This window comes from Ligilactobacillus equi DSM 15833 = JCM 10991, assembly GCF_001435735.1.
Taxonomy (GTDB): domain Bacteria; phylum Bacillota; class Bacilli; order Lactobacillales; family Lactobacillaceae; genus Ligilactobacillus; species Ligilactobacillus equi.
In genome coordinates this window covers 15183-40163 of the sequence record NZ_AZFH01000198.1, presented here as the reverse complement: position 1 = coordinate 40163, position 24981 = coordinate 15183, and the positions used below count along the sequence as shown (strand labels likewise).

Genomic DNA, 24981 nt, shown 5'->3' with positions numbered 1-24981 from the left:
AGTTGCAAAGTTAGGATTAACAGCGTGTTCCCCGTGTGTACGGGGGTGATCCTGCTACAACTATTTCAAGACGGCTATCGCACTCAGTGTTCCCCGTGTGTACGGGGGTGATCCTAGATGGACACCTAACACTCTCAAGGCTAGAGGACTATTCACACGTGGAGATAAGATTATGTGTTCCCCGTGTGTACGGGGGTGATCCTTAGCTTGTCAGCTAACTTTTTTAAGAAATCTTGTGTTCCCCGTGTGTACGGGGGTGATCCCGGGAGATATTGGGTTATACGGAGAAATTGGTGGTGTTCCCCGTGTGTACGGGGGTGATCCTAAAGCAGGAAGTTGCAAAGTTAGGATTAACAGCGTGTTCCCCGTGTGTACGGGGGTGATCCTAAAACTTAAACCACACATTACCAAGACTGATTGTGTTCCCCGTGTGTACGGGGGTGATCCTGTTGGTTATCGTTGACTCGGTTTGAGAGATATGTGTTCCCCGTGTGTACGGGGGTGATCCTATGTGTTGACGTAATTTGCAATACTTGCACTAGTGTTCCCCGTGTGTACGGGGGTGATCCTCAGAGTGGCTTTCTTCAAGCTTTCCAAGTCGTGTGTTCCCCGTGTGTACGGGGGTGATCCTACGGTTACTTGGCCGTTCGTGATAGTCGGGGAGTGTTCCCCGTGTGTACGGGGGTGATCCTTATTGCACGAATTTAATAGTACTATTGAATTGGTGTTCCCCGTGTGTACGGGGGTGATCCTGACAATGCCTTTTATGCTTGTGATCAAATCATGTGTTCCCCGTGTGTACGGGGGTGATCCTGTTTTCCCTAAGTTTAAGGGTGAGTTGGTCAAGTGTTCCCCGTGTGTACGGGGGTGATCCTATACCGCAAGCGAATTTTCATGTCGTGTCCTTGGTGTTCCCCGTGTGTACGGGGGTGATCCTATACCGCAAGCGAATTTTCATGTCGTGTCCTTTGTGTTCCCCGTGTGTACGGGGGTGATCCTTATGATGGAGAAAAAAGATAGAGTAGAGTTTTGTGTTCCCCGTGTGTACGGGGGTGATCCTGTTATTTTCCTTACACTTCCTGCATAGAAAATGTGTTCCCCGTGTGTACGGGGGTGATCCTGTTGGTTATCGTTGACTCGGTTTGAGAGATATGTGTTCCCCGTGTGTACGGGGGTGATCCTGCCTCGGTTGATATCTTGATAGAGCTTAGAACGTGTTCCCCGTGTGTACGGAGGTGATCCCGTGAGCCACTTGCGGGCGTCCTTCTTCGTCTTGTGTTCCCCGTGTGTACGGGGGTGATCCTGCGAAAGTATAACTAGAGTAGGAGAAACAAAAGTCAAAGGTTTCTAAGGAGGAATAAATTATGGTGACAAAATCACAAATAAAAGCCTCTCGCAAATGGGAGGAAAAGAATCCGGATAGAAACGGATTCATGAAACTGAAACGGTCAGCGTTCAGTTTCGTTGACCCAAAGCCTGGAAGCGTTGCTGAAAGGCAAATCAACGAGAACCGTGAAGATTATCAGCGGTTTTTGAAAGAGCTTAAAGTTAGCCTTGAAAATAAATTGCGAGAATTTTAGAAAAAGGCTTGTAATTTATAACGGGGTGTTAGTGTTCCCCGTGTGTATGGGGGTGATTCTGGTATGAACGTGACTAAGGGAGATAAGATTACGTATTCCCTGTGTGCATGGTGGATGATTCACAAGAACTCTAATTCCATTGTTTTCTGATTAAATTGGCACTTATAATGGATTGAAGTGCACCGGTTGTCATATTTTAAGATAATGTGATTGCTAATATCAAAAGCCTGGCTAGCGTTTTTTCTCACTTCACCCACCAATGTCCAAGAGTAGAGTGAAATGTTGTATTTACCATACTTAAAATTATGAGGAGGGTTATTAGCTAGTAAGCAACAATTAAAAAGCTAGTAAGTGCCAAGTACTATCCACGATGAGAGCGTTTTTGTAGCGGTATAGAATCTGCGTAAATTATGATAAATATTTTCAACCTTTACCTCTAAATTCTTAGAAATATTTGGGTAAAGTCTCTTTTATGAAAAAAATTGAAAATTACAAAAATCTTCTGGTGGTACAATGGTTATACAGTAAAAATACAATAGTAGTACAAAAAAGGGACCGCGTAAAGTTTTAGTGGACGAAATTGAATAAAAAAAGCCCCCCTAGTGGTAAAATATAGTCGAAACAAATACTCTAGGAGGCTTTTTATTATGCTTAACACTATTATATAACAACAATTTGGTTCTGTCCTAAGTAATGACATAAAATTTTTAAGTTCAAGTATGTTTAACGGGCCTATTAACTTCTCGAATTTGGTGTTTGAAATTAAAAAAGTGGCGCTAGAAATCGGCAGAAATATGCTTAATAGTCTTCTTGAGATGGTAGATAAGGCTCTCAGCCAGTCGCCTAGGGTAAGACATGAATTTGTAATTCGTGATCGCAGAAGTCGTACAGTGGCTAAAAACATGTAGTAACTGGTTGGATGTAGTTGAGGTTTTAGACAAATCCCACGTGGCCAAGGCCTGTCGACTGGCTGTTGGTGGTGGATTTAAATGGAATGGTGAAAATAAACTTAAAAAGTGGGCTTTGTCAGGTGATTGGGACATGGTAAAGCTGTTCAAAAAAGTTTATTTGTCAGACCCAACCATACGAAAAAAGCGCAGAAATACGGCTACTAAAAGCTTTAACTATCTGCTAAGAAACAGTAAACAGATAGATAATATTCGAGATGAAAATTATTGTGGTGACTCAACAGAAGCACGTATAAGTCATTGGGTTGCTGAAAGAGATAGTTCGAGACCATGCGTATGGTCAAAAGAAGGACTAGATAGTGTTATGTTCTTTAAATGTTGCCAAATCAACAAAGTTGATATTTATGATAAATACTGTCACTTAGAATACCAAAAGCGTAAAAGTCAACGAGCGGTTGATTTTGATAAAAGAGTTACCCGCAAGGGTAAAATGACATATAAATACCTAGATACCACGTATAAAGTGGTATCGGAGGCTCTTAGTATTCAACAGATGTTTGATAAAATTGGTGATCAAAAAATGATAAATTTATAAATCCCAATATTAGTGTAATGGGAGGAGAGATATCCACTAAAACTTAACGCTATCTCAGATAAATGAAAGCGATTGACGAAAACGGTTAAACATGATAACATACAGAGGTACTGAAGGATTATACATAAAACTTCTTGAATAGATAGTAAGTAGAGCCTCGCCGGGCTCTTTTCTTGTTGTTTGGCGCAATTAATGGTACAATTTTTAGAATAACAAAGAAGGGCTGGTAAAAAAGATGTATAACATGATTCCTGATACCATGGGTGATGTAGCCGTGAAACTAGCTTGGTTACACGCCAATGGTTTCGAAAATGAAACGGAAGATAGTGTGATTTTGCAAGGAATTGTCGATGCGGCCAACAATATGTTTGAAGAGGCGTTGGGCGATCCTTATTGGACGGTCTTATGGGACCAAGAAAACTTCAAATTGAAGGTGCGTGATGCCATGGGGGAAATTATTGGTTACTTAACGCCGCGTGAAGAAGCCGGTAACTACTTGGATGATTTCAAGCAAAACTCGATTTTAACTTGGCGTCACATGTCCGCTCAAAGTAATGAAATTTTGAAAAATAATTAATTTAGTAAAAAAGGTTAGCGCATAATTTCGCGCTAACCTTTTTGCCTAATCGATACTTATACTAAGGAGAGTACAGGATTTACAATTAATAATTAGAACCAATAAAGCCCGTCATTTCCGCCATTTTCCGCTTTATAGACAGTTAAAAAAAGATATAAATCTTCTAAAAGTTGTCCAATAAGTTGTCCAGCCTTTGTTCAATTAAATCGTCAGCTTTATTTTTGTGCTCGTCAATTAGGTAGGCATAAATGTTCGCTGTCGTGCTCACATTTGAGTGTCCTAGCCGTTTAGATATGACGTATAACTCTAGACCTTGATACATCAAATAAGCCACATGAGAGTGTCTGAGAGAGTGGAAGTGGAAACCAGGTCTATTTATGCCAGCATCTATCAACAACTGCTTTAACAGTTTATTAACGGCGCTAGAAGATGGAACCGTACCATACTGAGATTGAAAAACCATGTTATGTCCTTGCAGGTCTTTAAGCCAATCTAAGAGAATTTGATTAACTCTGATAGTTCTGTTAGACGATTCGGTCTTAGTGGCTTTGAAATCACGACCGTAGTTATACTCCAAAGCCTTGTTGATGTTGATAGTGTGGTTGGTGAAGTCAATATCTTCCCACGTTAAGGCCATAATTTCGCCTAGCCTGGCGCCAGTGAAAATAGCAGTTAGGATCATATATCTACCCGGAAAATTAGGATTTAGTTTTTCGGATGTGGTTTTAACTAATTGCTTAATCTCTGAAACATTAAGGTAAGATATTTGTTTGCCAGTATCCTTGTAGACGATATTAATGTTTTCACAAAAGTTTTGTGGCACCAGTCTATCATTGAAAGCTAAAGAAACAGAGGCCTTAACTAGCGAGTGCAATTTGTAGACAGTTTCTTTGGAATGGCTACTGCCATAGTGATTGATGAATTTCTGATAATCGGAGCGCCGAACGCTTTTTAGCTTTTGGTTTCCAAAGTAGTCAGTTAGCTCTTTATGAATGCGAAGGTATCTAGATATTGAAACTTGGCTTAACCGTGGTTCCTTATAGGTCTTGAAATAGTCCAGAAAATAATCAGCAAAACTGGGGTTATTTTTCGCTTGTTCCACACCATCAATATCTGCTTCAATAGCAGCGGCCCACATAACCGCCTCGTTCTTTGTTCGAAAGCCACGCTTAGATGTTTGACGTAGCTTTCCATTGATACGTTTTGACACAGTGGCTTTCCAGCCTGTGCTTGTTTTTCTGTATGAAGCCATAAAATACCTCCTATTATGTACTATAATAGGACTGTTAACGATTTTGTTAACAGTCCATATTTTTCTATCCACACTTTTTGCTTGGCGGCTGGAGTGTGGATTTTTTTGTTGTGCACAGCTTTTAACGACTTTAGTGTATTGGTCAAGATGAATGTATGTTTATCATCTATAATGTCTCCAATCATAATAATTTTTTTCTGAATTAACCTTTAACCTGTGGATAAATCTATAAGAACACTTATTCATTGTGTAACCTTGCCAAATCAACTAATTCAGAAACGAATTGATGATCGTAACTAGCATTAGGTATATCTATACCTGTAGATTTGTCAGATGTTTTATGTTTCTTATATTACTTGAACAAATCCCACAAACTTTTTGATGTACGGTGATATACTTTATTGTATATTTTACGTTTAGGATGTAACCATCCTGCAGTACGAGTTCCATAACCAGGGATTAATTTTTTCTTTAATCTTCTTTTATACTTAGCAGTAGTAGCTGCTTTGAAAGATTTTTTTAACGATGGTTTTCTAATATATCCTCTCATATTACTACCTCAAAGCTTTCCTGTACCCAGAATCAATTGCTTCTTGCTCAGAGTTAAAATATACAGCGTTGGCAGAATTCATATTATATCCTTGTTGACCGGGAACGTGGTAAATATGACTATTAACATTACCTACAATCTTACCAGTGTCAGCAGTATTCATATCAGTATTTTGAAAATTACTACCATTCCCATTATTATCATAATTGGTATCGCTACTTTGATTTTCTTGAGCAGAAGCTAATGATTCTGAACTAGCTTTTGCAATGCTTTCAGATTCACTAGCTCTACTTTGGCTTTCAGCTATAGATGCACTTTCAGATGAAGCTTTGCTTTCGGATTCTTTTCTTTTAGATTCAGAAGCTTTTTTCTTGCTTTCAGCTTTTCTTTTTGATTCCTCTTTTATAGATTCAGCTTTCTTTTTGGATGATTCTTTGGCTTTCTTAACTTTTAACGAACTAGATTTATAAGACTCTGAACTAGTTTTAGAGCTTGAATTAGAGTTTGAACAAGCACCTAATAAACTCATAAATAGTAGGGTAGTAGTAATGAATTTCATTTTTTTCTTTTTCATATAAGATCTCCTCACGAATTTTATCTTTCTGATTAGCTTTTAGTGACTTCAAATCAATTGGTCCTATATTAACCAGTATAATACCGGATAAACTCCTCTTTTATAGTCTCGTCTAAATATTTTGGAATGCAGTAAGAATTCATGAAACTGTAGATATTAACATCTTCCTTTTCAGTTTCCTTACAATAAAAGGGTGTTAGAATTTTAACCGCCATTAAGTTGGTCTGGTATTTAATTCCAGCTTTATTTTTGAAAGATGTATCATAAATTATAAACCGGTTAGCTTCGACTTCCATTGCGCTATTAGAAATCAATCTCGCCACATGACCGTGGCGGTTTTTTTATTGATTTGCAATCGAATTATATGAATTGACCCAGTCGTTTTTAGCTTTATCAAATTCTGATTTAGACTCATTTAGTTCGTTTTGTGTTTCACTAACAACTTCTTGACTAGTATCTGGATTTGTAATGACCGGATTATCGTTTTGATAAATCACCGCATAGTCATGCAAAGCGGAAAGATAAGCACGTAATTTTTTGGTGTAATCTTTAAGAGCTGCTTTGTCTTGAGAATTTAAAAACTTTTTTTCTGATTTATACTCTTTCTGAGCTTTTTTCCTTAAACTCATTATGTTCTTCAATCTACTATCAAAACGTTTAGCGGCATATTGGTCTGGATTTTCAATGTCATTATATTTAGCAGCGTCTAATAAGTTATCTTCAATATTTTGATAGTTTTCCATCCCCATGGGAGTAGTGACAACAGTAACCAATTCTTTATGTGAGTCTTCTGCAGATACTGCCTTTACGGATGTAGTGGTAATGAATAGAGCAATTAGTACAGATAATGATATCCAAAATGTTTTTTTCATAACGTTTTCTCCTCATGCTTTTTTATTAAATTTATAACGTTTCCTATATGATGAAATTTTTAGTGTTCTAAAATTATATGATTAAGCAAAATAAGATAATAATCAAAACTAAAATAATGAAAGAAATACATCCACAAGCAATACACGATGCTTCTACGTCTTCATCATCACGAATAGCGTCCCAGAAGGAATAGGTAGATTTATTATAAATTTTGTTGTACATAGCTTTTCTGGGATTATTTGCCCAAGTTTTTCCATATGTAGGATTTAACGTTTTTTTAGCGTTACGTGTAATTCTACCGGTAGTTCTAGCGGAAATAGAACGTTTTATACTTGGCTTCCTAGGTCCTAGTTTCATAACAACTCCTTTCTGACGAAAATATCCGACATACATTTTTACAAAATTTTAGTAGTTCTAATTTTCAATAGTTTCACTTTCCTTATTAAGAATGAGACCTCTATCAAAAATAAACGTATAGCCACGATAGCTATATATAACTCCGAATTTTCTCTTATACATTTCAAGTGCTTCGAATAGATACTTGACAGATACATCAAAATAATCAGCAACTTCTTGGGCTGTACGCATGCATAATTTATAGCAACTAATTAATCCATCTAATGTGATAATCTTCATGCGTCCCCAATCTCTTGCAATTTTTTCTTGCTTACGATTAACGGCATTATCCAAACTCGTTAAATCACCAACACTTGTTTTATAATGGCCAATTTCTTCTGCCAAAGTTTCGTGTTCTTTTTGGTAAGTTAGGTCTTTTTTTAAATAAACAGTCTTATCAATTATTAGTCCCGGAAGACCCTCTGGCATACGTGTATAGATGTAATTAAGTTGGGGGTATTCTGACATTAATTGTTCAATAGAATTCAATAAAGATCACCACCAGATTATTTTTTATTTTTCAAAAAATCAATAAAGTCGGTAATTTGTTTCATTTGTTCTTCTGATACATCATCATCGATGTGTGCAGCGATTAATTTAGCGTGCTTATCTATCTTGGGGACATTTTCTTCCTTACCATCCCGACCTAAAAGATAGTCGGTGGTGACTTCGTATAACCCTGCCAGTTTGGACAAAATATCAAAGTCCGGTTGCCTTCTACCGTATTCGTAATTCGCGTATGTTTGCATCTTTATGCCTAACTTTTCTGCCACGTAGGTTTTGCTCCATCCCTTATCCTCACGTAACGCTTCGATCAATTTGTTGAATTCCATGATTTTTCACTCCTTTTTAAACGTTATGTTTATTGTTATCAACGTTATTATACAACGGCTAAACGTATTATTTATATTTTTTGACAAAAAGTTTAAAAAATATATTGACTTAAACAAAACGGCGAGTTATTATAATATTTGTTAATCAGTTAAACAAAACGTTTAACCACGAAAAAAGGGGGGTGAAATCATGACAAATATTATAAAGTCGAACGCAAGGGAAATTTTGCGAGACGAAATTGATAGTCGGGGAATCAAATATTCCTGGGTCGCCAAACGGATGGGATATTCTTACCAACAAAAGCTTACTAATGTTCTAAATGGGCGAGATAAGTTTACTGGGGACGTTGCAATTCGAGCGTCTAAGGCACTAGGTGTCCCGCTAGAAATTTTTTTGGTCAAAAGTTAGACGAAATGTCTAACTAAGCAACGAATAGGAGGAAATAACAATGAAGATTGAATACAGAAAAAACGAAGACATCTCAAACGATCACGTTGAAGAAGTTTATGTGAACAATCAATACGTAGGGGATTTGTTTCTTTACCAAGAAGAAGGCCAATTACACACCTTCTTTCCCGAAGGTGGCCAACCGGTTGAACGCTGGGAAATCTCTGAAAAGGAAATGAAAGCCGAAGTCGAAGAATTGCTTGCTCAATTCTTTGGCGATGATGAAACCGAGGCTGATGTTGAAGTCGAAAGCGAAGAAAAGCGGTCGATGACAATGAACTTGCAATACTTCGCTGAAAAAGGCGTCAAGATGTTCAGCAACGGACTTATTGAGTTACCGGTCAAAGAAGTTAATGGTCAAATTATGTTTGACGCTGAACAATCTGCTATTGGCTTAGGAATTACATCAACCGCCAAAGGGTATACAAACGTCAGATGGAGCAGAGTTAACGATTATTTAAATTCTGCCACTTGTGGCAGAAAGATAAAGAAAGGCGATTTCATCACTGAACCGCAATTCTATAAGTTGGCAATCAAAGCTAACAACTCGGTTGCTGAAAAGTTTCAAGATTGGGTTACAACGGAAGTCCTTCCGTCAATCAGAAAGCACGGTGCTTATATGACGGACCAAATGATTGAAGAGGTGCTAACTAACCCAGACACAATTATCAAGCTTGCAACTCAGCTTAAAACAGAGCGCGAGGGACGATTAATTGCTGAACAGCGGGTGAATGAATTGACTCCTAAAGCGACTTACTACGACCAAGTGCTTAATAATAAGTCACTAGTAACCATCACTCAAATTGCTAAAGATTATGGTATGAGCGGTGGAGAGATGAATAAGAAATTGCATGAATTAGGGGTTATCTACAAACAAGGTAATACATGGTTGCTTTACAGTCGCTATCAACGAACGGGATGGACCCACTCAAATACAATCATGGTTCCAAGAGCAGACGGAACAGAAAAAGCCGTAATGCAAACCAAATGGACACAAAAAGGACGCTTAGGACTGTATGAATTTCTTAAGAAGCATGACATCTTGCCACTGATTGAACAAGACGATGACGTGGCTTAGAAGGATTGGTATTACAGTGGAAAGCTAGATTACGAGGAGGGAAAAATATGAATCCTTTTGAGATTAAAGTTATCCCTGAAGTTCTAGAAAAGATAATCAAGAAGTATATTGATGAATTGTTTGACCGGTATCTAACTGGAAAAACATGGACTCTTGATAAGTTTAGAAAAGAATGCTGCGGAAAAGCTAAAGAGTGGGTAACACTCTATATCTTATCAGAATTTGCTGATGAGATTGACTATCGCCAACCTGGGGGATGGTTAGTCCCTAGCAAAGGTAGGGGAAATGCGTGGATTATCCGTGCAAAACAAGCGTGTGAGTGGATGGATAAAAACTTTACCCGCATTGAATGGGAAAGGAAGTTGGAAAGATGATTTGGTTGATCGTTATTTTCCTAGCCGTAGCGCTCACGGCTCACGTGCCTGAGTTTGTCGGTTGGGTAGTTGAAAGATACAAGGCATGGTTGTATGCCGGGTCAAAACGTGGAAGGAGAGATTGAGAATGGCAAAAGTTATCATTGGTGAAATTTTACAAGTATTAGCGTTATTTATCGTCGCTGGTCTGGCCGGGTCAAGCGACCTAGGGCGACCTGTTTGGTGGCACGGTTTGTTTCTGGCAATCGTGGTTGGAATCGTCGGGTTACTTTTGGACCAAGACGAAAAAACCCGGCAATAGCGCCGAGTTTCAACAACAATTCAATTATTAACACAATTTAATTATAACACAAACGAGGTAAGTAATATGGAAAAAATTATTTTTAACAGCACCCCTGATTATCGGATTCAAGTGCTGTTCTATGAAAATGGGCACAATTTCATCATGGTTAACAGCCGAAAAGACTCTAGTTCAATCGCCAAGCCAGGAGTTCCTGGCTATGGCAAGTACCCTGAAGCAGAAGTTAATCGTATGATTAATTTTCTGGAGAGATAGGTATGGATAAAAAAGAACTTATTGCATACGGTTCTCTAGCGCTAGCGCTAATTGCTCTGCTGTTAAATATTTTTCTACTCGTAAATGGTTAATCGACTTCAATTTACCATCAACACACAAGAGGTAAAAAAAGATGAATGAATTATTAGGAATAGTCAACGGAATTAGGGGCAATCAAGCCCAGTTTAGGATACAAAATATACCAGATTTAAAGGTTAACATAGCTGAGGGGGTGCAAGAGTATAGAATCATCCCAGTATCGGGGATGATAACATCCCAACAGCGCAAAAAAGCTTATGCGCTTATTGGTGAAATAGCCCGAGCTACCGGATACCTAACTAACTACCAGAAAGAGCGGCTGAAATATCAGCTGAAAGAAGAATATACCAAGTCTGTAGGCAAGGAGATGTTTTCCTTATCCTACTGTTCAGAAAACACGGCTTTAGCATTTATTGACTTCCTAGTTGATAAAGCTTTAGAGGTTGGCGCTCAGATTGAGCCTGAGACGCTTAATTCTTTGGACACGGAGCAATATGTCAAGATGTGTCTAAAGTATCGTGTATGCACCGTATGCGGGCGTAGAGATGCCATTCAGATTAATCACGAGGATACTGTGGGGATGGGTAACGACCGCACACATATTGACCATAGGGGGCATAGATTGGAGGCTCTCTGCGTAGAACATCACGCAGAGTTCCATGCAATCGGAGCAAAGAGCTTTGCCGAGAAGTACCACTTCCACGGCGTTAAGCTAAACACCAAGGAGGTTGTTTCCTTAGGTCTAATGAGCAAGAGGCAATGTGAATGGTTTGACGAAAGGAGTTGAGCAAGATGGACGAGTTTCAAGGATCTAATTTATTCCTAAACATCCCTACGTATGTCGCTTATGACGAAGAAGTCTTAAAGAAGCCGAAAGCGGCTTATCTTTACGGCGAAATCAATTCAATGCTTAATGTAACAGGAAGATTTTACATGAGTAATAACACTATTGCTCGAAGGTTAAAGGTTTCAAGACAAACTGCTATCAGCTACGTCAATCTGCTAAAAGAACGAGGGTTTATTGAAACAGAGAATGTGGTGGATGAAAAAACTGGGGTAATCAAAGGTCGTTATATCACTTACGGAAGTTTATCTAAGCGATATATTCCCAAGGATAGTCAAATTGACTTTACTAACGGTAGTCAAACTGATTTGACTAGGGTAGTCAAGCCGACTTTACCAGGGTGGTCAAATGGATTTGACGGGGGTAGTCAAATGGGTTTGACCCAAATAGAACATATTAATAAAACAACTAATAGAAGTAGTAGTACACCGACACCAAGTGAAAATGTCTTCAACAAATTAGCGGCGATTGGCATCCCAGCAAACGGGATGAACACACCAGTAATTATCGATTACATTGATCAGCTAGGAGATGACTTGGTGGCACATGCTATTGACTACATGGCAGACCAAGCCCAACGGCCCAATATGAATTATCTGAAGAAAATTCTAGAGGGCTACTTGAATAAGAATATCAAAACAGTAGCACAAGCTAAGCAAAGCGAAGAAGCTTTTAAGACCCAGCAGACAACATATGCTAACAAGCGCAAAAGTAATCGCAGACGCATAGTACAAAAAGAAACACTGCCAGACTGGGCGCAAGAAGGCTATCAGGTGCCGAAGCTATCTGATGAAGATAGGGCGGCGTTGGAGGATAAGCGAAAAAAACTGGAAGCAAAAATGTTCGGAAAGAAGGATAAATAATGGAATTAGGAAAGATTGCGAACGGAGATGTACAACGACTGTTTGACCGAGAGTATGAAAAGGTTCTGAAGAATATCATGGATCCACAGACCTCAGCGACTAAGAAACGGGTAATCAACTTAAAAATTACGGTTGAACCTGGGGAGCTACGAAATAACGGGATGATTCAAGTAGAGGTTTCTAGCAAGTTAGCCCCTCAGCTTGGTGTTTCCTCGGTGGTTTCAATCGGACGGGATGAAGATACTGGTCAGATTAAGTCTAATGAGTGGAGTCAGGAGCTTCCAGGACAAACCTACATAGGTGAAGATGGTTCGCTTAAGACAGAAGACGGTGAGACCATTGATGAAAATGGGGATGTTATGGAGGTGGTGAAGTGATCACATTAGAAATTATGTGGCTGATGTTTTGTGATTATGCTGACGTGATAGGTGCAGCATTCTTATTGGCCATTATTATCTATGTAGCAGGGTTTTTTAGCAATAAATAAAAGGAGGTGAAAAAATGAAGGAAATTAAATTTGAACAGAAAACACCCCAAGGTGGATATCTAAGGGTGTTAGAAAATAGTGTACAGATTAAAGCTAAAAAAATATCGATTGACGGACAATTTAAAGTAAAGGGTCTACAAAATCGAGATTGTGAGACGACAAATAAATAAAAGGAGGTGAAAAAAATGAAGGATGAACACAAAAGTAAAACACCTAAAGGTGGGTCTTTTAAGGTGCTGAGGAACGGCATAGAAATTCGATGTTCAAACGCTTTTTTTGAAAACAAAGTTAGAATTTCTACAAAGGGATGTGAGACGACTATTAAACCGAAAGGTAAAAGTTAACTTGGATTACTTCCGAGATTAATCAGCTTGCTAGTCTGTCGAAGGACTGGTGGGTATAGGGAGACTGGACATCTCCCGTCTGGAGCGTGCTTAGATACTCACAAAATGAGGCATGATTTACCAGAAAGCAGCTTGCAAGATTGTCAAAGGTCTTGTGAGTATTGGTCACCTTGGCTGGGTGACCTGAGTATTATCTTTATCCTTTAGCTAATCAGCTTGTTAGAGGGCTGATTAGTATAGAGCCAGTGGGAGTATTGGCTCACATCGTAAAAAGGAACGGCGGACCTAACCGCTAGCATGAAAAGGGGGCTTTACCCCTCATTTGGAAGCTAAATTAGCACGAGGGCGAAGATGTACATTAAAACTTTCTCCTTTAGATATTCAGTGAAAAAACTACTACACAAGTCCAGTGGGCGGTGCAATTCCGTCGGTTTCCGTTGGTCGCAAGCGGTCGACCAAAAAATAAAATATATAGTCTTTCAAACCGCTAGACGATACAAATTGACCGTGCTAACACAAAATTTGATTTCTCACGGGTTCGGTGCAAGTCCGAAGGTCGTCGTTAATCTGTGGACACTATACTTATTCACTACTCAACTGATCACTTGGTCACAGATTAACGGAGCTGTCTGTTAAACAGTAGCTGCAATAAATAATAAAAGGAAGTGAGAATCCTCTCTTTGGAAGTTTTTATTGTAACAGAAAATTCACCATTGCTACGGTTAGCAGGTCTAGCAGCGCCTGAGGTGGTTCAACTCTACCTCTTTGGTTTATCCTGGCCGGGAAAAAATAAAGTTTTGGGAGGGTAATCATGACTGATTACACAGCGTCATTTCGACGACTCAGGAAAAATTACGATTTTCGTAAATTTGGCGATGAGGTTTGGGAAAGCATACCCAACAAGAATGCTGACAAAATCCGATGGTCAGCTTGCGTCTGGAACGTTTCGCTTGAAAAAGCTAAAAAGAAGATGGCGATGATGAGCAAAACCAAGAAAAAGCCAAGCGTCAATGAAAAGCGAAATCAAGAAATTATCAAGATGATTGACGAAGGCTACACACGCAAAGAGGTTGCCGAAATCATGAAGATGTCGGTTGGCGGTGTCGGTCATATCTTGATTGCAGAGAAAGGAACTGGTTACAAGACCAGAAAAGGTGGTATGACTAGGAGGCAAGCGGTTGCTTATAGTCAGCTACACGAGCAAATTAAAAGCCTTTCGGAAGAAGGATACTCGGCAAGAGAAATCGGTGAGGAGCTAGCGATAGCGAAATCGACCGTATATACACATTTAAAAAGAATTAGGATTGAAGAAGCGTTTGGCGAGGAAAATGGACGGCGATTACTTCAACCTTTACCAAAAAATCGTTGAAGAGCAACGAGAAATTATTGGGTTTTTGATTTCAGAATTGGAGGGAAAAGACTAATGACAACAGATGAGTTTATTTTTAATTGTAAATCAGCCATTTTCTTATCGGTTAAGAAGACATTTTTGGCAGAACCTCAAGACTTAAGTCTGGTTTGGTTAAGCAAAGATTTACAAAATCGTAAAGCCACATTCGCCAATACCGTAGAAAAAGAAGATGACCGTTATTGGGAAGTAACTTATAACGGCGACAAAGATGAATATTATGTAGATACCTACATCAAGTTTAGTAACACTTGTGTATCTGGGGAACAGGTTGATTTTTTGATGAAAATTTATAGGAGAAAAGAAGTGGATTGGATTAAGTTCAAAACCCGTCCGATAACGGAAGAAGAGAGAGAAGAACGGCCATGGGTAGATGAACAATACGGATTTGATTGCCCTGTGCCTGACCTTGGCCAAAAAGTTTTGGTTACTGATGGTCAGTGGGTAGGCGTTGACGAATGGGATGATTTTGCAGGCATTGTTGGGTTGCTTGATTTTAATGGCTATGCTAGTGATTATAACGATTTATGGTGGGCTCCGATACCAGACCTGCCTAAAACGGAGGGAAAGTGATGTTCAAAGGTGTAATGTCAATCATAATGTTTTTCGTGGTTATGATGGGAGATATGAGCCTCGATGATTTATTACTATGCATTCTAGTGATGTTGATTGGTATATGGGCTGAAATGGGGGAATAATAATGGACCATCAAATTTTAATTACAAGAAAAAATGGTAAAGAAACAAGTGTTGAAGTTATTGTTTCGAAGGAGGATTACAACGATATAGAACAAGGCATTTTGGACGAGTTAGTTTTAAAATCTCTTGGAGAAACGATTAAGGAAATTTTGGAAGGAAAGGCCAAAGAATATGATGCTCTCATAGAAGAAATTGTACCTTCGTATCTTTCAATTCTTTCATCGCATCTAACCGATGACTATATAAAAAGCGCTGGTGGACCGTTAGCTGCTGGATTGTTAGCTGCTTTGGGCGGGGTGATGCTAAAGTCGAGACCTAATCCTCAGAGCGTAAAGGCGGTTTTAGAAGAATTCTATAGTGATTATTTAAAAGATTGCAACAAGGAGGAAAAATAACCATGGTCAAGAAGAAAAAACGGAAGGTAAATGAGCAAAAATCCATAGGCCACCCTAAAGGCTTATTGGCATATAAAGACCCTGGCTTTAGAAAAAATCCGTTTGAGGTGAGATAGATGACGCTTGAAGAAGCTATGGGGATGGACATTAACGACCTTGACGAGAAGGTACGGTCTTATATGACGGTTCCTAAAAAATGGAACGAGTCCGAGTATCGAAACATCCCAGAAGGTAACATCTACAAGCTTGCCTGGGAAAAGAGAGTTAGAAATCGGCCCACAAGCAAAGCACTTATCGAAGATTACAAAGTAGGAGAGTCACCTAAAGCGGTAGCAAGGAGAGTGAAAATCCCAGTTAATCTGGTGTGCCTTTATCTGCAAAAAATGGAGGTGCTTAAAGCGACAGATAGATCCGTGGAGTTTAATTGTTGGGCGCTCAGCAAGAATTATCACATAAGTACAGTGGTTGATAAAACAGGAATCACTCCAAAATGCGTTAAGGAGTATGTGCGGAAAGTCGAACATGAGCTAGCGCCGTATAAAGGGATGACGATTAGGGAATTAAGTAATTATCTTGATGAAAGAGGGAAGAAAGCATGAGCAATGCAGATAGAGCAGAAGCAACGCTAGAAAATTATAAAGCATATCTAGTAAATAAGGGTGTCTCAATAATAGAGAATGGCGGGGATGCAGAAAAAATCATGAGATATAGTTTAGATAGTTTACAGGAAGAAATAATCAGAACAATCATAAGAGATTATCTTCAAGGAGGTGGAGTCCGTGGTTGAAGGAGATAAGGTTGAATACCAAGGAAACTATTATTGGGTTAAGGCTGTAATTAAAATTCCAAGCAGAGAGCCGCTATTGTTGCTCAAGGGAACTGGTGAGGACGCATGCATTGAAGTGCCAGCACCACAATGCAAGAAGGTGGAAGTGTGGTAAAACACGGGAAACTAAAGCAAGGAAGGCCATTCCGAATTAAAGGCGGGATGTTCACCCAGCCGCTAATCTGGTATTACGATCAACTACGCTAGCTAATTATTTCAATGGGTCGACTATGGTGCCAGGATCGAATGCGTTAATGATAGCTGATTATTGTGGAACAAGCGTGGATGAATTATTAGGAGCTTATATAGAGTAAAAAAAGCCACACGATTGCGCAGCTTCTGCCAAATATAGTCTCAGTTGCTGGCAAGTTAATTGCGTTAGGTATGAAGTTAGAAAGAAAAAGGCAGGAACAAGAAGATGAAAGAAATCAAAGTCGGACAAACCGTGCATAATGTCTTGCTTGTAGGTTTTGACAGAGTGGTGAAAAATGCGGTGGTCACGGGAGTATACATCAATACTTTTGCAGTTGTTAGCAAAGATGATTCTAGCATTTCGGGTATTGTCAAGAAAAAGACTGGGCGCAAGCGGAAAACGTATGAGGAGATAAACAAGGCGCTTTATTCTAGGCGTTTAGAAAGAGAAAGTACTAAGCGATTTTTTTAGGGAGGGAAAAGATCATTTCGCAGTATCTATTTATCGAGTTAAGGAGGTGAAGTAGATTGAGACGAATAAATGAAATATTAGCACAGCTATTTTTAGCACTCTTTTTTGTATCGCAATTTGCATTAGTAGTAACGCTTGTTCATGGTATTTGGACTTGGTGGAATTGGTCTGACTTTAAGTTGGTTTTTATCGAACCTATTGTAGGCGTAAGTAGTCTTTTGGCTTGGGCATTTGCAAAAGCAAGTTAGTGACTATATAAAAAAAGCCACGCAATTGCGCAGCTCCTGCCAAAAAATACCTAAAACCATTATAGCAAAAGGCGGGAGCGGAATGTTACTTTTTGATGAAGTTGATTTACAAAAAACTGCAATTAATGTGAATGATTTTTTCCAAGGTGATTATAATCGCTTGCAACGTATGGCGACTGTTAGCACGTTAAAAGAAACATCTTATGACGGAGTGGCATCATCAGGTAGCACTGATAACCCGCTTGAAGGTAGATATGTGAAACGTGCGTGGGCTACCCAAGTGATTGAGGCGGTGACTAACTCGATTGAAGCATGTGATGAAATGTCAAAAACAATTCTAAAGCTAAAGTACCAAAAGCATTTTCAGACATGGCAAATAGTCGAAAGAGTAAATTATAGCGGGGCGGGTTATGACAATCTAAGAATTAGAGCATGTAACCAATTCGCTGACGCTTTTGAGGTAGTGGCTGAGCCGTTGCTAGGAGAAAATAGTGACTTACATGTATACAAAAACATAAATGAAGATATTGAGAAAATGGGGAATTTACAATAAAAATTCCCTATTTTTTTAGAAAAAACTATTGATTATGTACGTTTAATAGTGTATTATAATATATGTAAGGAGGAGGTGATAAGGTGCAACCAAGAAAAAGAAAAGAGTCGAAAATCATTTCTTTCTTCGTAGTTCTTTACAAGATGTTAGAAGTCCTTGGAACTATCGGAGGAGCAGCCGGAGTGATTCACTGGGTCTGCGAAATGATTAAACGACTCATCAAATGATAATAAGCAGAAGAGGTCAGCACAACCTCTTCTGTTTAAGCATATCATAAACGGAGGGAAAAATGAAATACTTAGACAGGATATCTAGAATGATAAGAATGGTCACTGGAATTATGGTTGTTATAGGGATAATTCTATGGATTATATTAAAGGTGGTGGGAAAGTAATGGCAGAATTATCAGAGGCAAGAAAACGCGCAAACAAAAAGTGGGATGAAAAGAACAAGGAAAAGAAAAAGCTTTACACCTATCGGTCAACTGCTCGTTCTTTCGTAAAGAACCTAGCAAGTGAGCAAGATTTACTTGAGCTCCGTCAATTAATCGATGATACCTTGAAACAAAAAAGTAGAGATTGAGTGGAGATTCGGTAGAGATTGAGTAGAACTCGAGTAGGGCGATATAGTGGTATTATGGTAGTGTGATAAGTTCAAGAGATGTTGAGTATTAATCTTGAAATAATTTGATTTTAAAGTCAGTCGGAAACGGCTGGCTTTTTGTTTGCAGCGGAAGGTGGTGGGGCGATGATTAAAAAACTACTCCCGGGTGGTAAACGGGTAGACTACCGTGAAAAGCAAAGGCACCATAAAGAATTTAACCAGAGGCGGCAATTGAAACAAGGGGAGTACGTGTCTTTCTACAAGTCGGGAGACTGGAGAACAGTGCGTCAAGAGGTACTAGATAGAGATTATGGTCTTTGCCAAAGATGTGGAAAGCAAGGAAACATTGTTGATCACATTATTCCTAGTAAAGATGATTGGAAAGAACGATTGAATGCAGACAACTTGCAGACACTTTGCAAGCACTGTCACGATGTTAAGACTTATCGTGAGTGGTGCAAGCGTGAGAAAGGAGCGCATAGATACATGCGGATTAATATAGTGTGTGGTCTGCCAGATAGCGGAAAGGAAGTTTGGGTTAAGCAGAGATTATCTAAGCATGACCTAGTCTATGACTATGATGCATTGATGCATACAATAACTGGCTTGCCTTTGGGTGAGATTAACTATGATGCGCATGACTATATCATGTTGTGGTATGAACAGATGTTACGGAAGTTACGGACTGAACAGACATTCGATAACGTTTGGATTATCTTAACTGTTCCGAATGAGAATATCGATAACGTTCTAAGTCCTTATCACGATGTAATCAAACACTTTTTGGTTTTAAGTTCAAATTCGAATTCAAATCAATTCAAACCGAAACGAAAAGCAAATCAGAAATTGTTAAATCTTTTTGAAAAATCTGATTTCAGTAAATTTCAAAAAATTTATTTTGAACCTACCCCCCGAAAAATGAACGGGGGCTATATATAAAGGTTCTTTAGAACGGACATTCACTTTTCTTTTCGCAAAAGTGTAACAATTTTCATTTTTGGAGCCCGACAAATCAACATTTTAAGGAGGTGGTGCTAAATGGGGAGAAAATACAAAATTCTAGAGAGTTCTACTGGCGATTTAACTAGATTGCGTCAGGAAACTAAGCTAAAAGCACAAATGCTAGCCAAAGATGGTTTCAAAGAATTGAATGATGAACCACCCACATATCTGACTGGATATGCACGAGAAGAATACCTGCGAGTCATCCCAGAAATAAAGAAATTGCCTGTTCGTGATATGGACCTTGCGACTGTATGTCTCTATTGTACCTGGTATGCAGCTTATCGAGAAATTTTAGAATTAATCGAGAATGTTCCTGACCAAGAAGAACGGGTTGCATCGTACGCTTACCTTGATCGTGTGACCAAAAATATCAAAGGCTTAACTTCCGACCTTGGGTTAACTGTGGATAGTCGCATGCGTATCAATACGGGTATTTTGAATAGCGATAAGGAAGATAAGCCCAAGACAATGAAAGAGATGTTTGGCTGATGGATGAATACATCGAGAAAGTATTAACCGGCGAAATTCTAGCGTCAAAAAAGGTTATTTTAGCTTGCAAAAGGCATAAAAAAGACTTGGAAAGAGCTAAAACTGATGATTTTCCGTATTATTTCGACAAAGAACGTGCTGACAAAGCAATCATGTTTATGGAAATGTTACCTGACCCTAAAACGCTACAAACATTTCCACTGGCTGACTTCCAGAAATTTATTATCGGTTCTATCTATGGCTGGTACCGCAAGGACCATCCCGAATGGCGTAGATTCCGCAAGGCTATGATATCTGTGGCTAGAAAGAACGGGAAATCTTTGTTGATTTCAGGAGTTGGATTGTATGAGTTCTTATTTGGTAAAGACCCAGCTTACTCAAGACAAATTTTTTGTACTGCTAACGACAAAAAACAAGCCTCTATTGTGTTTGAAATGATTGCTAAGCGACTGACTGCATTAAGAAGCCGGGATGACTGGGTTAAACGTGCTACTAAGCGTGTGCGTGAAGAAATTCGTAACCTAGATGACTATAGTTATGTTCGCCCCCTCTCTCGCGATACTGGGACGGTCGATGGGTTTGAACCTTATGTAGCCATCCTCGATGAATACGCAGCGTCTAAGACTATTGAAATGATGGAGTTACTTGAATCTGGTCAAGGGCAACTTGATAATTCGCTTACGATGATTATTTCCACAGCAGGTTTTGACCTTAATGCGCCAATGCACACAATCGAGTATCCTTACGCAAGGAAAATCTTAGAAGGTGAGATTGAAGATGAGACTTACTTCGCTTATATTGCTGAGCAAGACAATATCGAAGAAATCGATGATGAGTCAACCTGGATAAAGTCTAACCCTATCCTAAGTGTGGAAAGCCAATACGAACGTGTGATGAACTATCTTCGTAAACGCAAGAAAGAGTCGCAAGAAAAAGGAACTTACAATTCCGTACTGATTAAGAACTTCAATATGTGGCGCCAAGCTGAAGAAGATTCCTACATGGATATTGAAACCTGGGATGATGCTGAAGTTCCTAGAGCGGATATTCAAGGTAAGAAGGTCTGGTTTGGGGTCGATGTTGGTCGAACTTCTGACCTGTTTGCTATTTCTTGGCTGATTCCTTTTGAAGGGTATTGGTATGCAGATAGCTTTGCTTTTGTCGGCACTAAGTATGGTTTAGACGCTAAAATTAAGGCTGACAGGCTTGATTACAGACACCTTGAAGAAATAGGCCAGTGTGAAATTACCACGCTAGAATCGGGCGTTATCGATACTGAGCGGGTGTACGATTGGCTACATGAGTTTGTATCGGTGAATGACTTAGATGTGCAAGCGATTTGTTTTGACCCTGCGCAATATGGCCCGCTACTAACCTTAATTGAAAAGAACCATCCAGAGTGGGAGCAAATTCAAATTAGACAAGGAACGCTCACTCTCTCAATGCCAACCAAACAGTTTAGAGATGATGTGATAGAAAAACGGGTGGTCCATGCTCCAAATGAAATTTTAAGTGGGGCGGTAAACAACGCAGTACTCAAGACTGATAATAATGGCGCTCGTATTGACAAAAATAAGTATGCTAATAAGATTGATGCGTTAGATGCCTTGCTAGATGCTTATGCGGTTTGTTTCACCACAGATATTGATAATTATTTAACCGACGACGATATACTGAATGGAGATTTCGGATTCTAATGTTTTTTAAATGGCTAAAATTAAATGAGACCGTACTACTATTCTTAGTCGGTCTGTTATTGCTGCTGATTGTAGCTTTCGTGAAAGATATACTTCTAGGACTTGCATTAACTGGCGGGTCTTTTATTTTACTCTCTCTCATCTCTCTCTTAAGCGAAAGGAGGTGATTAAATGTCTTTATTTCGTAGTGTGGAAACACGGGACTGGGCGACTGACTTGCTAGAAGATAATATTCTCCCAAGCGTTACTAATTCGGCCTATGTCGGTATTTCGGCGCTCAAGAACTCCGATGTGTTAACGGCAGTAGGAATCATTGGCTCTATGGTTGGTCGTTACCGCTTGATTATGGTTGACGATAAAACGGATGATACTATCCACGATGATAACGTGGAGTATTTAGTTAATAAAAAGCCTAATTCTAAGATGGACTCGTATTCTTGGCGGTTTGCGATGTCAGTTAATGCCTTGTTAACTGGGGATGGTATTTCTCGTATCGTCAGAGATCCACGGACTAACAAGCCGTCGCTTATTCAATATTTCAAACCGTCAGATACTTATATTGATGATAGTAACCTCAACGATATCAAATACATTTTTTACACTAATGACGGCAAAGAGATTGTGGAAAAGCCTGATAACGTTTTACATTTCAAATTTTTTAGCGATGATGGCATTCATGGACGGTCACCGCTCTTATCTTTGAGAAATGAAATTACGTTGCAAGAAAATGGTGTGGATACGCTCATGAAGTTTTTTAAAGGCGGACTTAAAGGTGCGGTGCTGAAAGCTACTGGTAAGTTGTCCAAGGAAGCCCGCAGAAAAATGCGTGAAGAATTCGAGTATGCACAGCGAGGCTCGGTGGCTGGCAGTCCAATTATTGTGGATAGCACCATGGATTACCAAAATCTGGAAGTCGACACTAACATCCTTAGTCTGATTAACAGTAATGACTACACCACTAACCAGATTGCCAAGGCAATGCATATTCCTGCATACAAGCTTGGTGTGAATAGTCCTAACCAATCAATCAAGCAATTGCAATCTGATTTTATTAATTCAGATTTACCTTACTACTTTAAGCCTATCCTAGCAGAAATGGAATCTAAGTTATTGAGCGACAGACAACGTTCTAAAATGCACTTAGAGTTCGATACGCGCAAAGAAACAGGACTATCAATGGAAGAAGCCGTATCAGCTGTTAATGCTGGCCTACTGACTCCTAATGAGGCCTTAGAGGCTAGTGGGAGAGCAAAATCTAAAGAACCTAACATGGACCGTTACCAATCAACATTGAACACGGTCTTTTTAGATTCTAAAGAAGAATATCAACTGAAAGGAGGTGGGATGAATGGATATGGAAACAAGACAAATCCAAACCAAGATTAATTTACGGTCGGTTGGAGAGGAAGAAGAATCTAATGTTATTGAAGGCTACGCTTTAATGTTCAACCGTCAGTCAGAAGTTTTAGGAGGCTGGGTTAACTTTCGGGAGACCATTGATGAGCACGCATTAGATAATGCCGACATGTCAAACGTCGTCGCTACTTTCAATCACGACCAAAACCAAGTCCTAGGACGTTCAGGAGTAAACATGGAACTCTCTGTAGATAATATTGGTCTTAAATTCAAAGTTACACCGACAGATACCAGCTACGCTCGTGACCTTATGGAAAATATTCGTCAAGGGGTTATCAATCAGTGCTCTTTTGCATTTACAATTTCTCAAGATGAAAACTCAGAAGAATGGACGGAATCGGAAGAAGACGGTGTCGACTATAATCGTGTAATTCGTAATATTGACCACTTATATGATGTGTCGGTTGTAACTACACCGGCTTACCCTGATACTGTGGCTAATGTTGGTGAACGGTCAAAGAAACTTATTCCGAAGAAAATTGATGAAGAAAAGCGTCAACAAATGCTTTTTGAAGTAAATAAAGAGATTTTAATGGAGGATATCTAAATGAATTTAGAAGAAAAATTAAAGACAGTCCGAGCTAAATTAAATGAATTACGTTCTAACCAAATTGCTAAGCGTGCAGAATTACGTTCTGCGTTAGAAAACGCTGAAACTAACGAAGATTTAGAAGCTACTAAGGCTATGCGTTCAGCAATCGAAGATATTACAAATGAAATTAAAGAAAACGAAGATTTAGCCCGGTCATACGAGGAAGCCTTGAAAGGTAACCCAGAACCAGCTAAGCGAAAGAAAGGTGGCGAGAAGATGAACTTGCGCTCTATGTTTAACGAATATCTACACACACGGGATGCTGCATCTGCTGGCTTCAAGTCCACAGACGGTAAGGTAACCATTCCTGAAGCAGTTATCTACAATCCCGAAGACGAAGTTAAAACAGTAACGGATTTGACTAAGTACGTTCGTGTTGTACAAGTTACAACCGCGTCAGGTAGTTACCCAGTATTAGCAAAAGCTACCGCTAAGATGAATACTGTGGCAGAATTGGAAGCTAATCCAGACTTAGCAAAGCCAAAATTTCAACAAGTTAAGTGGGAAGTTGCAACTCGCCGTGGTGCTATTCCATTGTCACAAGAGGCTATTGATGATTCGGCAATCGATTTAGTGGGTTTGGTCGCTCGTGATTCAAAACAACAAAAAGTAAACACTACTAACGCTGATATTTCGACTGTTATTAAAGGTTTCACTGCAAAGGAAACCGCTACTTTAGATGATTTAAAGAAAGTCTTGAACGTAGACTTAGATCCAGCCTACAATCGAATGATTGTGGCCAGTCAATCATTCTATAACTGGTTAGACACTCTCAAAGATAAAAATGGTCAATACTTATTGCACCCAGCTGTTGCTGAAGGCTCTCCAGCTATGATTTTAGGTGTGCCAGTCGTTATTGTAGAAGATACATTGTTAGGACAAGCGGGCGAAGCTCACGGCTTTGTCGGTGACTTAGAACGTGCTGTGTTATTTGCTAACCGTGCTGATTTGACGTTCCGTTGGGTCGAAAACGAAATCTACGGTCAATACTTATCTGTTGCCACACGTTACGATGTTAAGGCGACTGACCAAAATGCTGGTTACTTTGTGACAGTATCTGAACCGGGAAAATAGCACAGCCCGTATCAGTAGCGGGCGTTAAGCCTACCTCTGCTAACACGGTAGCTGAAATCAAGTCCTACCTAGACGACAAAGGCATAAGTTACACAAGTTCGATGTCCAAGTCGCAACTTCTAGAATTGGTAGGTGATTAGCC

At 39.3% G+C, this 24981-nt stretch carries 39 protein-coding genes, 1 pseudogene and 1 CRISPR repeat array; of the genes and pseudogenes, 33 read left to right on the top strand and 7 right to left on the bottom strand.

Annotation, left to right across the window (positions count from 1 at the left end; genetic code table 11):
* Positions 1-24: 24 nt before the first annotated feature.
* Positions 25-1304: a CRISPR direct-repeat array (repeat unit 29 nt; unit sequence GTGTTCCCCGTGTGTACGGGGGTGATCCT).
* A 60-nt stretch (positions 1305-1364) separates the two neighbouring features.
* The 3 genes from FC36_RS10590 to FC36_RS10580 all read left to right on the top strand — a co-directional run bounded on the left by FC36_RS10590 (position 1365) and on the right by FC36_RS10580 (position 3660).
* Positions 1365-1580 carry a hypothetical protein gene (locus FC36_RS10590; RefSeq protein ID WP_025021584.1) on the top strand — a complete coding sequence of 72 codons (216 nt, stop codon included), beginning with the start codon at positions 1365-1367 and terminating at the stop codon, positions 1578-1580.
* Between the two features lie 870 nt (positions 1581-2450).
* Positions 2451-3083 carry a hypothetical protein gene (locus FC36_RS10585; protein ID WP_056986926.1) on the top strand — a complete coding sequence of 211 codons (633 nt, stop codon included), beginning with the start codon at positions 2451-2453 and terminating at the stop codon, positions 3081-3083.
* 235 nt (positions 3084-3318) lie between these two features.
* Positions 3319-3660, top strand: coding sequence for a hypothetical protein (locus tag FC36_RS10580; protein WP_023858791.1), 342 nt, complete (start codon positions 3319-3321; stop codon positions 3658-3660).
* A 163-nt stretch (positions 3661-3823) separates the two neighbouring features.
* Here FC36_RS10580 and FC36_RS10575 read toward each other — a convergent pair whose 3' ends face one another.
* From FC36_RS10575 to FC36_RS10540, 7 genes and pseudogenes are all read right to left on the bottom strand, one after another.
* Complete coding sequence (locus FC36_RS10575) at positions 3824-4912, bottom strand: site-specific integrase (protein WP_025020762.1); 1089 nt, start codon at positions 4910-4912, stop codon at positions 3824-3826.
* A gap of 352 nt (positions 4913-5264) precedes the next feature.
* The gene (locus FC36_RS10570; protein WP_023859734.1) at positions 5265-5462 is read right to left on the bottom strand and encodes a hypothetical protein; all 198 of its coding nucleotides are present in this window, start codon (positions 5460-5462) and stop codon (positions 5265-5267) included.
* Between the two features lie 4 nt (positions 5463-5466).
* Positions 5467-6036, bottom strand: a complete 570-nt coding sequence (locus tag FC36_RS10565; RefSeq protein ID WP_025020761.1) for a sunset domain-containing protein — start codon at positions 6034-6036, stop codon at positions 5467-5469.
* A gap of 341 nt (positions 6037-6377) precedes the next feature.
* A complete protein-coding gene (locus tag FC36_RS10555) occupies positions 6378-6908 on the bottom strand; it encodes a hypothetical protein (RefSeq protein WP_025020759.1) in 531 nt (176 codons plus the stop codon).
* Positions 6909-7077: 169 nt separating this feature from the next.
* Positions 7078-7266 (bottom strand): annotated as a pseudogene (locus tag FC36_RS11725) (hypothetical protein); the annotation flags it as partial.
* Between the two features lie 57 nt (positions 7267-7323).
* Complete coding sequence (locus tag FC36_RS10545) at positions 7324-7794, bottom strand: hypothetical protein (protein WP_025020757.1); 471 nt, start codon at positions 7792-7794, stop codon at positions 7324-7326.
* 17 nt (positions 7795-7811) lie between these two features.
* Positions 7812-8138: a helix-turn-helix domain-containing protein gene (locus FC36_RS10540; protein WP_025020756.1), complete on the bottom strand. Its 327-nt coding sequence runs from the start codon at positions 8136-8138 to the stop codon at positions 7812-7814.
* Positions 8139-8328: 190 nt separating this feature from the next.
* Between FC36_RS10540 and FC36_RS10535 the strand changes: the two genes are divergently transcribed.
* The 30 genes from FC36_RS10535 to FC36_RS12655 all read left to right on the top strand — a co-directional run bounded on the left by FC36_RS10535 (position 8329) and on the right by FC36_RS12655 (position 24979).
* On the top strand, positions 8329-8547 hold the full coding sequence (locus tag FC36_RS10535) for a helix-turn-helix transcriptional regulator (protein WP_025020755.1): 219 nt from the start codon (positions 8329-8331) through the stop codon (positions 8545-8547).
* Between the two features lie 349 nt (positions 8548-8896).
* A complete protein-coding gene (locus tag FC36_RS10530; protein WP_420843345.1) occupies positions 8897-9664 on the top strand; it encodes a phage antirepressor KilAC domain-containing protein in 768 nt (255 codons plus the stop codon).
* Positions 9665-9711: 47 nt separating this feature from the next.
* Positions 9712-10038: a DUF771 domain-containing protein gene (locus tag FC36_RS10525; protein WP_025020753.1), complete on the top strand. Its 327-nt coding sequence runs from the start codon at positions 9712-9714 to the stop codon at positions 10036-10038.
* Complete coding sequence (locus FC36_RS12625; RefSeq protein ID WP_263640290.1) at positions 10035-10163, top strand: hypothetical protein; 129 nt, start codon at positions 10035-10037, stop codon at positions 10161-10163. The genes FC36_RS10525 and FC36_RS12625 overlap by 4 nt, the downstream gene beginning before the upstream one ends.
* Before the next feature lie 2 nt (positions 10164-10165).
* Positions 10166-10339: a hypothetical protein gene (locus FC36_RS12020; protein WP_155889581.1), complete on the top strand. Its 174-nt coding sequence runs from the start codon at positions 10166-10168 to the stop codon at positions 10337-10339.
* 66 nt (positions 10340-10405) lie between these two features.
* Positions 10406-10594, top strand: coding sequence for a hypothetical protein (locus FC36_RS10520; protein WP_025020752.1), 189 nt, complete (start codon positions 10406-10408; stop codon positions 10592-10594).
* 133 nt (positions 10595-10727) lie between these two features.
* The gene (locus FC36_RS10515) at positions 10728-11420 is read left to right on the top strand and encodes a putative HNHc nuclease (RefSeq protein ID WP_025020751.1); all 693 of its coding nucleotides are present in this window, start codon (positions 10728-10730) and stop codon (positions 11418-11420) included.
* A gap of 5 nt (positions 11421-11425) precedes the next feature.
* The gene (locus FC36_RS10510) at positions 11426-12340 is read left to right on the top strand and encodes a DnaD domain protein (protein ID WP_051527955.1); all 915 of its coding nucleotides are present in this window, start codon (positions 11426-11428) and stop codon (positions 12338-12340) included.
* Positions 12340-12717, top strand: coding sequence for a hypothetical protein (locus tag FC36_RS10505; RefSeq protein ID WP_025020749.1), 378 nt, complete (start codon positions 12340-12342; stop codon positions 12715-12717). Before FC36_RS10510 ends, FC36_RS10505 begins: the two co-directional genes overlap by 1 nt.
* Before the next feature lie 124 nt (positions 12718-12841).
* Positions 12842-12997, top strand: a complete 156-nt coding sequence (locus tag FC36_RS12015) for a hypothetical protein (protein WP_155889580.1) — start codon at positions 12842-12844, stop codon at positions 12995-12997.
* Positions 12998-13012: 15 nt separating this feature from the next.
* Positions 13013-13171 carry a hypothetical protein gene (locus tag FC36_RS12010; RefSeq protein ID WP_155889579.1) on the top strand — a complete coding sequence of 53 codons (159 nt, stop codon included), beginning with the start codon at positions 13013-13015 and terminating at the stop codon, positions 13169-13171.
* Positions 13172-13851: 680 nt separating this feature from the next.
* On the top strand, positions 13852-13980 hold the full coding sequence (locus FC36_RS12620; RefSeq protein WP_263640289.1) for a hypothetical protein: 129 nt from the start codon (positions 13852-13854) through the stop codon (positions 13978-13980).
* Between the two features lie 2 nt (positions 13981-13982).
* On the top strand, positions 13983-14540 hold the full coding sequence (locus FC36_RS10500; protein ID WP_025020748.1) for a helix-turn-helix domain-containing protein: 558 nt from the start codon (positions 13983-13985) through the stop codon (positions 14538-14540).
* Between the two features lie 54 nt (positions 14541-14594).
* Positions 14595-15152, top strand: coding sequence for a DUF6275 family protein (locus tag FC36_RS12320; protein WP_025020747.1), 558 nt, complete (start codon positions 14595-14597; stop codon positions 15150-15152).
* Positions 15153-15279: 127 nt separating this feature from the next.
* Positions 15280-15672: a hypothetical protein gene (locus FC36_RS10490; RefSeq protein ID WP_025020746.1), complete on the top strand. Its 393-nt coding sequence runs from the start codon at positions 15280-15282 to the stop codon at positions 15670-15672.
* Between the two features lie 116 nt (positions 15673-15788).
* Positions 15789-16271: a hypothetical protein gene (locus FC36_RS10485; RefSeq protein WP_025020745.1), complete on the top strand. Its 483-nt coding sequence runs from the start codon at positions 15789-15791 to the stop codon at positions 16269-16271.
* The gene (locus tag FC36_RS10480) at positions 16268-16459 is read left to right on the top strand and encodes a hypothetical protein (RefSeq protein WP_025020744.1); all 192 of its coding nucleotides are present in this window, start codon (positions 16268-16270) and stop codon (positions 16457-16459) included. The genes FC36_RS10485 and FC36_RS10480 overlap by 4 nt, the downstream gene beginning before the upstream one ends.
* Positions 16452-16613 carry a hypothetical protein gene (locus FC36_RS12005; protein WP_155889578.1) on the top strand — a complete coding sequence of 54 codons (162 nt, stop codon included), beginning with the start codon at positions 16452-16454 and terminating at the stop codon, positions 16611-16613. Before FC36_RS10480 ends, FC36_RS12005 begins: the two co-directional genes overlap by 8 nt.
* A gap of 303 nt (positions 16614-16916) precedes the next feature.
* Entirely contained in the window at positions 16917-17162 is a 246-nt protein-coding gene (locus tag FC36_RS10475; RefSeq protein WP_025020743.1) for a hypothetical protein, read from the top strand.
* 56 nt (positions 17163-17218) lie between these two features.
* Positions 17219-17410 carry a hypothetical protein gene (locus FC36_RS10470; protein WP_025020742.1) on the top strand — a complete coding sequence of 64 codons (192 nt, stop codon included), beginning with the start codon at positions 17219-17221 and terminating at the stop codon, positions 17408-17410.
* Between the two features lie 82 nt (positions 17411-17492).
* Positions 17493-17963: an ArpU family phage packaging/lysis transcriptional regulator gene (locus tag FC36_RS10465; protein ID WP_025020741.1), complete on the top strand. Its 471-nt coding sequence runs from the start codon at positions 17493-17495 to the stop codon at positions 17961-17963.
* An 83-nt stretch (positions 17964-18046) separates the two neighbouring features.
* Positions 18047-18190, top strand: coding sequence for a hypothetical protein (locus FC36_RS12000; RefSeq protein ID WP_155889577.1), 144 nt, complete (start codon positions 18047-18049; stop codon positions 18188-18190).
* A gap of 166 nt (positions 18191-18356) precedes the next feature.
* Positions 18357-18545 carry a hypothetical protein gene (locus FC36_RS10460; protein WP_025020740.1) on the top strand — a complete coding sequence of 63 codons (189 nt, stop codon included), beginning with the start codon at positions 18357-18359 and terminating at the stop codon, positions 18543-18545.
* A 138-nt stretch (positions 18546-18683) separates the two neighbouring features.
* On the top strand, positions 18684-19505 hold the full coding sequence (locus tag FC36_RS10455) for an HNH endonuclease (protein ID WP_155889576.1): 822 nt from the start codon (positions 18684-18686) through the stop codon (positions 19503-19505).
* Positions 19506-19604: 99 nt separating this feature from the next.
* Positions 19605-20060, top strand: a complete 456-nt coding sequence (locus tag FC36_RS10450; protein ID WP_025020738.1) for a P27 family phage terminase small subunit — start codon at positions 19605-19607, stop codon at positions 20058-20060.
* On the top strand, positions 20060-21757 hold the full coding sequence (locus tag FC36_RS10445) for a terminase large subunit (RefSeq protein WP_191978610.1): 1698 nt from the start codon (positions 20060-20062) through the stop codon (positions 21755-21757). The genes FC36_RS10450 and FC36_RS10445 overlap by 1 nt, the downstream gene beginning before the upstream one ends.
* A 171-nt stretch (positions 21758-21928) precedes the next feature.
* Entirely contained in the window at positions 21929-23143 is a 1215-nt protein-coding gene (locus FC36_RS10440) for a phage portal protein (protein WP_025020736.1), read from the top strand.
* On the top strand, positions 23106-23720 hold the full coding sequence (locus tag FC36_RS10435; protein ID WP_025020735.1) for an HK97 family phage prohead protease: 615 nt from the start codon (positions 23106-23108) through the stop codon (positions 23718-23720). The genes FC36_RS10440 and FC36_RS10435 overlap by 38 nt, the downstream gene beginning before the upstream one ends.
* Complete coding sequence (locus FC36_RS10430; protein WP_025020734.1) at positions 23721-24839, top strand: phage major capsid protein; 1119 nt, start codon at positions 23721-23723, stop codon at positions 24837-24839.
* Positions 24836-24979: a HeH/LEM domain-containing protein gene (locus tag FC36_RS12655; protein ID WP_155889582.1), complete on the top strand. Its 144-nt coding sequence runs from the start codon at positions 24836-24838 to the stop codon at positions 24977-24979. Before FC36_RS10430 ends, FC36_RS12655 begins: the two co-directional genes overlap by 4 nt.
* The last annotated feature ends 2 nt before the right edge of the window (positions 24980-24981 follow it).

What these genes read in the sequence shown, in the direction of transcription:
- FC36_RS10590 (WP_025021584.1), top strand. Translation starts at nt 1,365, where the DNA reads ATGGTGACAAAATCACAAATAAAAGCCTCTCGCAAATGGGAGGAAAAG.
- FC36_RS10580 (WP_023858791.1), top strand. Translation starts at nt 3,319, where the DNA reads ATGTATAACATGATTCCTGATACCATGGGTGATGTAGCCGTGAAACTA.
- FC36_RS10575 (WP_025020762.1), bottom strand. Translation starts at nt 4,912, where the DNA reads ATGGCTTCATACAGAAAAACAAGCACAGGCTGGAAAGCCACTGTGTCA.
- FC36_RS10570 (WP_023859734.1), bottom strand. Translation starts at nt 5,462, where the DNA reads ATGAGAGGATATATTAGAAAACCATCGTTAAAAAAATCTTTCAAAGCA.
- FC36_RS10565 (WP_025020761.1), bottom strand. Translation starts at nt 6,036, where the DNA reads ATGAAAAAGAAAAAAATGAAATTCATTACTACTACCCTACTATTTATG.
- FC36_RS10555 (WP_025020759.1), bottom strand. Translation starts at nt 6,908, where the DNA reads ATGAAAAAAACATTTTGGATATCATTATCTGTACTAATTGCTCTATTC.
- FC36_RS10540 (WP_025020756.1), bottom strand. Translation starts at nt 8,138, where the DNA reads ATGGAATTCAACAAATTGATCGAAGCGTTACGTGAGGATAAGGGATGG.
- FC36_RS10535 (WP_025020755.1), top strand. Translation starts at nt 8,329, where the DNA reads ATGACAAATATTATAAAGTCGAACGCAAGGGAAATTTTGCGAGACGAA.
- FC36_RS10530 (WP_420843345.1), top strand. Translation starts at nt 8,897, where the DNA reads ATGTTCAGCAACGGACTTATTGAGTTACCGGTCAAAGAAGTTAATGGT.
- FC36_RS10525 (WP_025020753.1), top strand. Translation starts at nt 9,712, where the DNA reads ATGAATCCTTTTGAGATTAAAGTTATCCCTGAAGTTCTAGAAAAGATA.
- FC36_RS12625 (WP_263640290.1), top strand. Translation starts at nt 10,035, where the DNA reads ATGATTTGGTTGATCGTTATTTTCCTAGCCGTAGCGCTCACGGCTCAC.
- FC36_RS12020 (WP_155889581.1), top strand. Translation starts at nt 10,166, where the DNA reads ATGGCAAAAGTTATCATTGGTGAAATTTTACAAGTATTAGCGTTATTT.
- FC36_RS10520 (WP_025020752.1), top strand. Translation starts at nt 10,406, where the DNA reads ATGGAAAAAATTATTTTTAACAGCACCCCTGATTATCGGATTCAAGTG.
- FC36_RS10515 (WP_025020751.1), top strand. Translation starts at nt 10,728, where the DNA reads ATGAATGAATTATTAGGAATAGTCAACGGAATTAGGGGCAATCAAGCC.
- FC36_RS10510 (WP_051527955.1), top strand. Translation starts at nt 11,426, where the DNA reads ATGGACGAGTTTCAAGGATCTAATTTATTCCTAAACATCCCTACGTAT.
- FC36_RS10505 (WP_025020749.1), top strand. Translation starts at nt 12,340, where the DNA reads ATGGAATTAGGAAAGATTGCGAACGGAGATGTACAACGACTGTTTGAC.
- FC36_RS12015 (WP_155889580.1), top strand. Translation starts at nt 12,842, where the DNA reads ATGAAGGAAATTAAATTTGAACAGAAAACACCCCAAGGTGGATATCTA.
- FC36_RS12010 (WP_155889579.1), top strand. Translation starts at nt 13,013, where the DNA reads ATGAAGGATGAACACAAAAGTAAAACACCTAAAGGTGGGTCTTTTAAG.
- FC36_RS10500 (WP_025020748.1), top strand. Translation starts at nt 13,983, where the DNA reads ATGACTGATTACACAGCGTCATTTCGACGACTCAGGAAAAATTACGAT.
- FC36_RS12320 (WP_025020747.1), top strand. Translation starts at nt 14,595, where the DNA reads ATGACAACAGATGAGTTTATTTTTAATTGTAAATCAGCCATTTTCTTA.
- FC36_RS10490 (WP_025020746.1), top strand. Translation starts at nt 15,280, where the DNA reads ATGGACCATCAAATTTTAATTACAAGAAAAAATGGTAAAGAAACAAGT.
- FC36_RS10485 (WP_025020745.1), top strand. Translation starts at nt 15,789, where the DNA reads ATGACGCTTGAAGAAGCTATGGGGATGGACATTAACGACCTTGACGAG.
- FC36_RS10480 (WP_025020744.1), top strand. Translation starts at nt 16,268, where the DNA reads ATGAGCAATGCAGATAGAGCAGAAGCAACGCTAGAAAATTATAAAGCA.
- FC36_RS10475 (WP_025020743.1), top strand. Translation starts at nt 16,917, where the DNA reads ATGAAAGAAATCAAAGTCGGACAAACCGTGCATAATGTCTTGCTTGTA.
- FC36_RS10465 (WP_025020741.1), top strand. Translation starts at nt 17,493, where the DNA reads ATGTTACTTTTTGATGAAGTTGATTTACAAAAAACTGCAATTAATGTG.
- FC36_RS10460 (WP_025020740.1), top strand. Translation starts at nt 18,357, where the DNA reads ATGGCAGAATTATCAGAGGCAAGAAAACGCGCAAACAAAAAGTGGGAT.
- FC36_RS10450 (WP_025020738.1), top strand. Translation starts at nt 19,605, where the DNA reads ATGGGGAGAAAATACAAAATTCTAGAGAGTTCTACTGGCGATTTAACT.
- FC36_RS10445 (WP_191978610.1), top strand. Translation starts at nt 20,060, where the DNA reads ATGGATGAATACATCGAGAAAGTATTAACCGGCGAAATTCTAGCGTCA.
- FC36_RS10440 (WP_025020736.1), top strand. Translation starts at nt 21,929, where the DNA reads ATGTCTTTATTTCGTAGTGTGGAAACACGGGACTGGGCGACTGACTTG.
- FC36_RS10435 (WP_025020735.1), top strand. Translation starts at nt 23,106, where the DNA reads ATGGATATGGAAACAAGACAAATCCAAACCAAGATTAATTTACGGTCG.
- FC36_RS10430 (WP_025020734.1), top strand. Translation starts at nt 23,721, where the DNA reads ATGAATTTAGAAGAAAAATTAAAGACAGTCCGAGCTAAATTAAATGAA.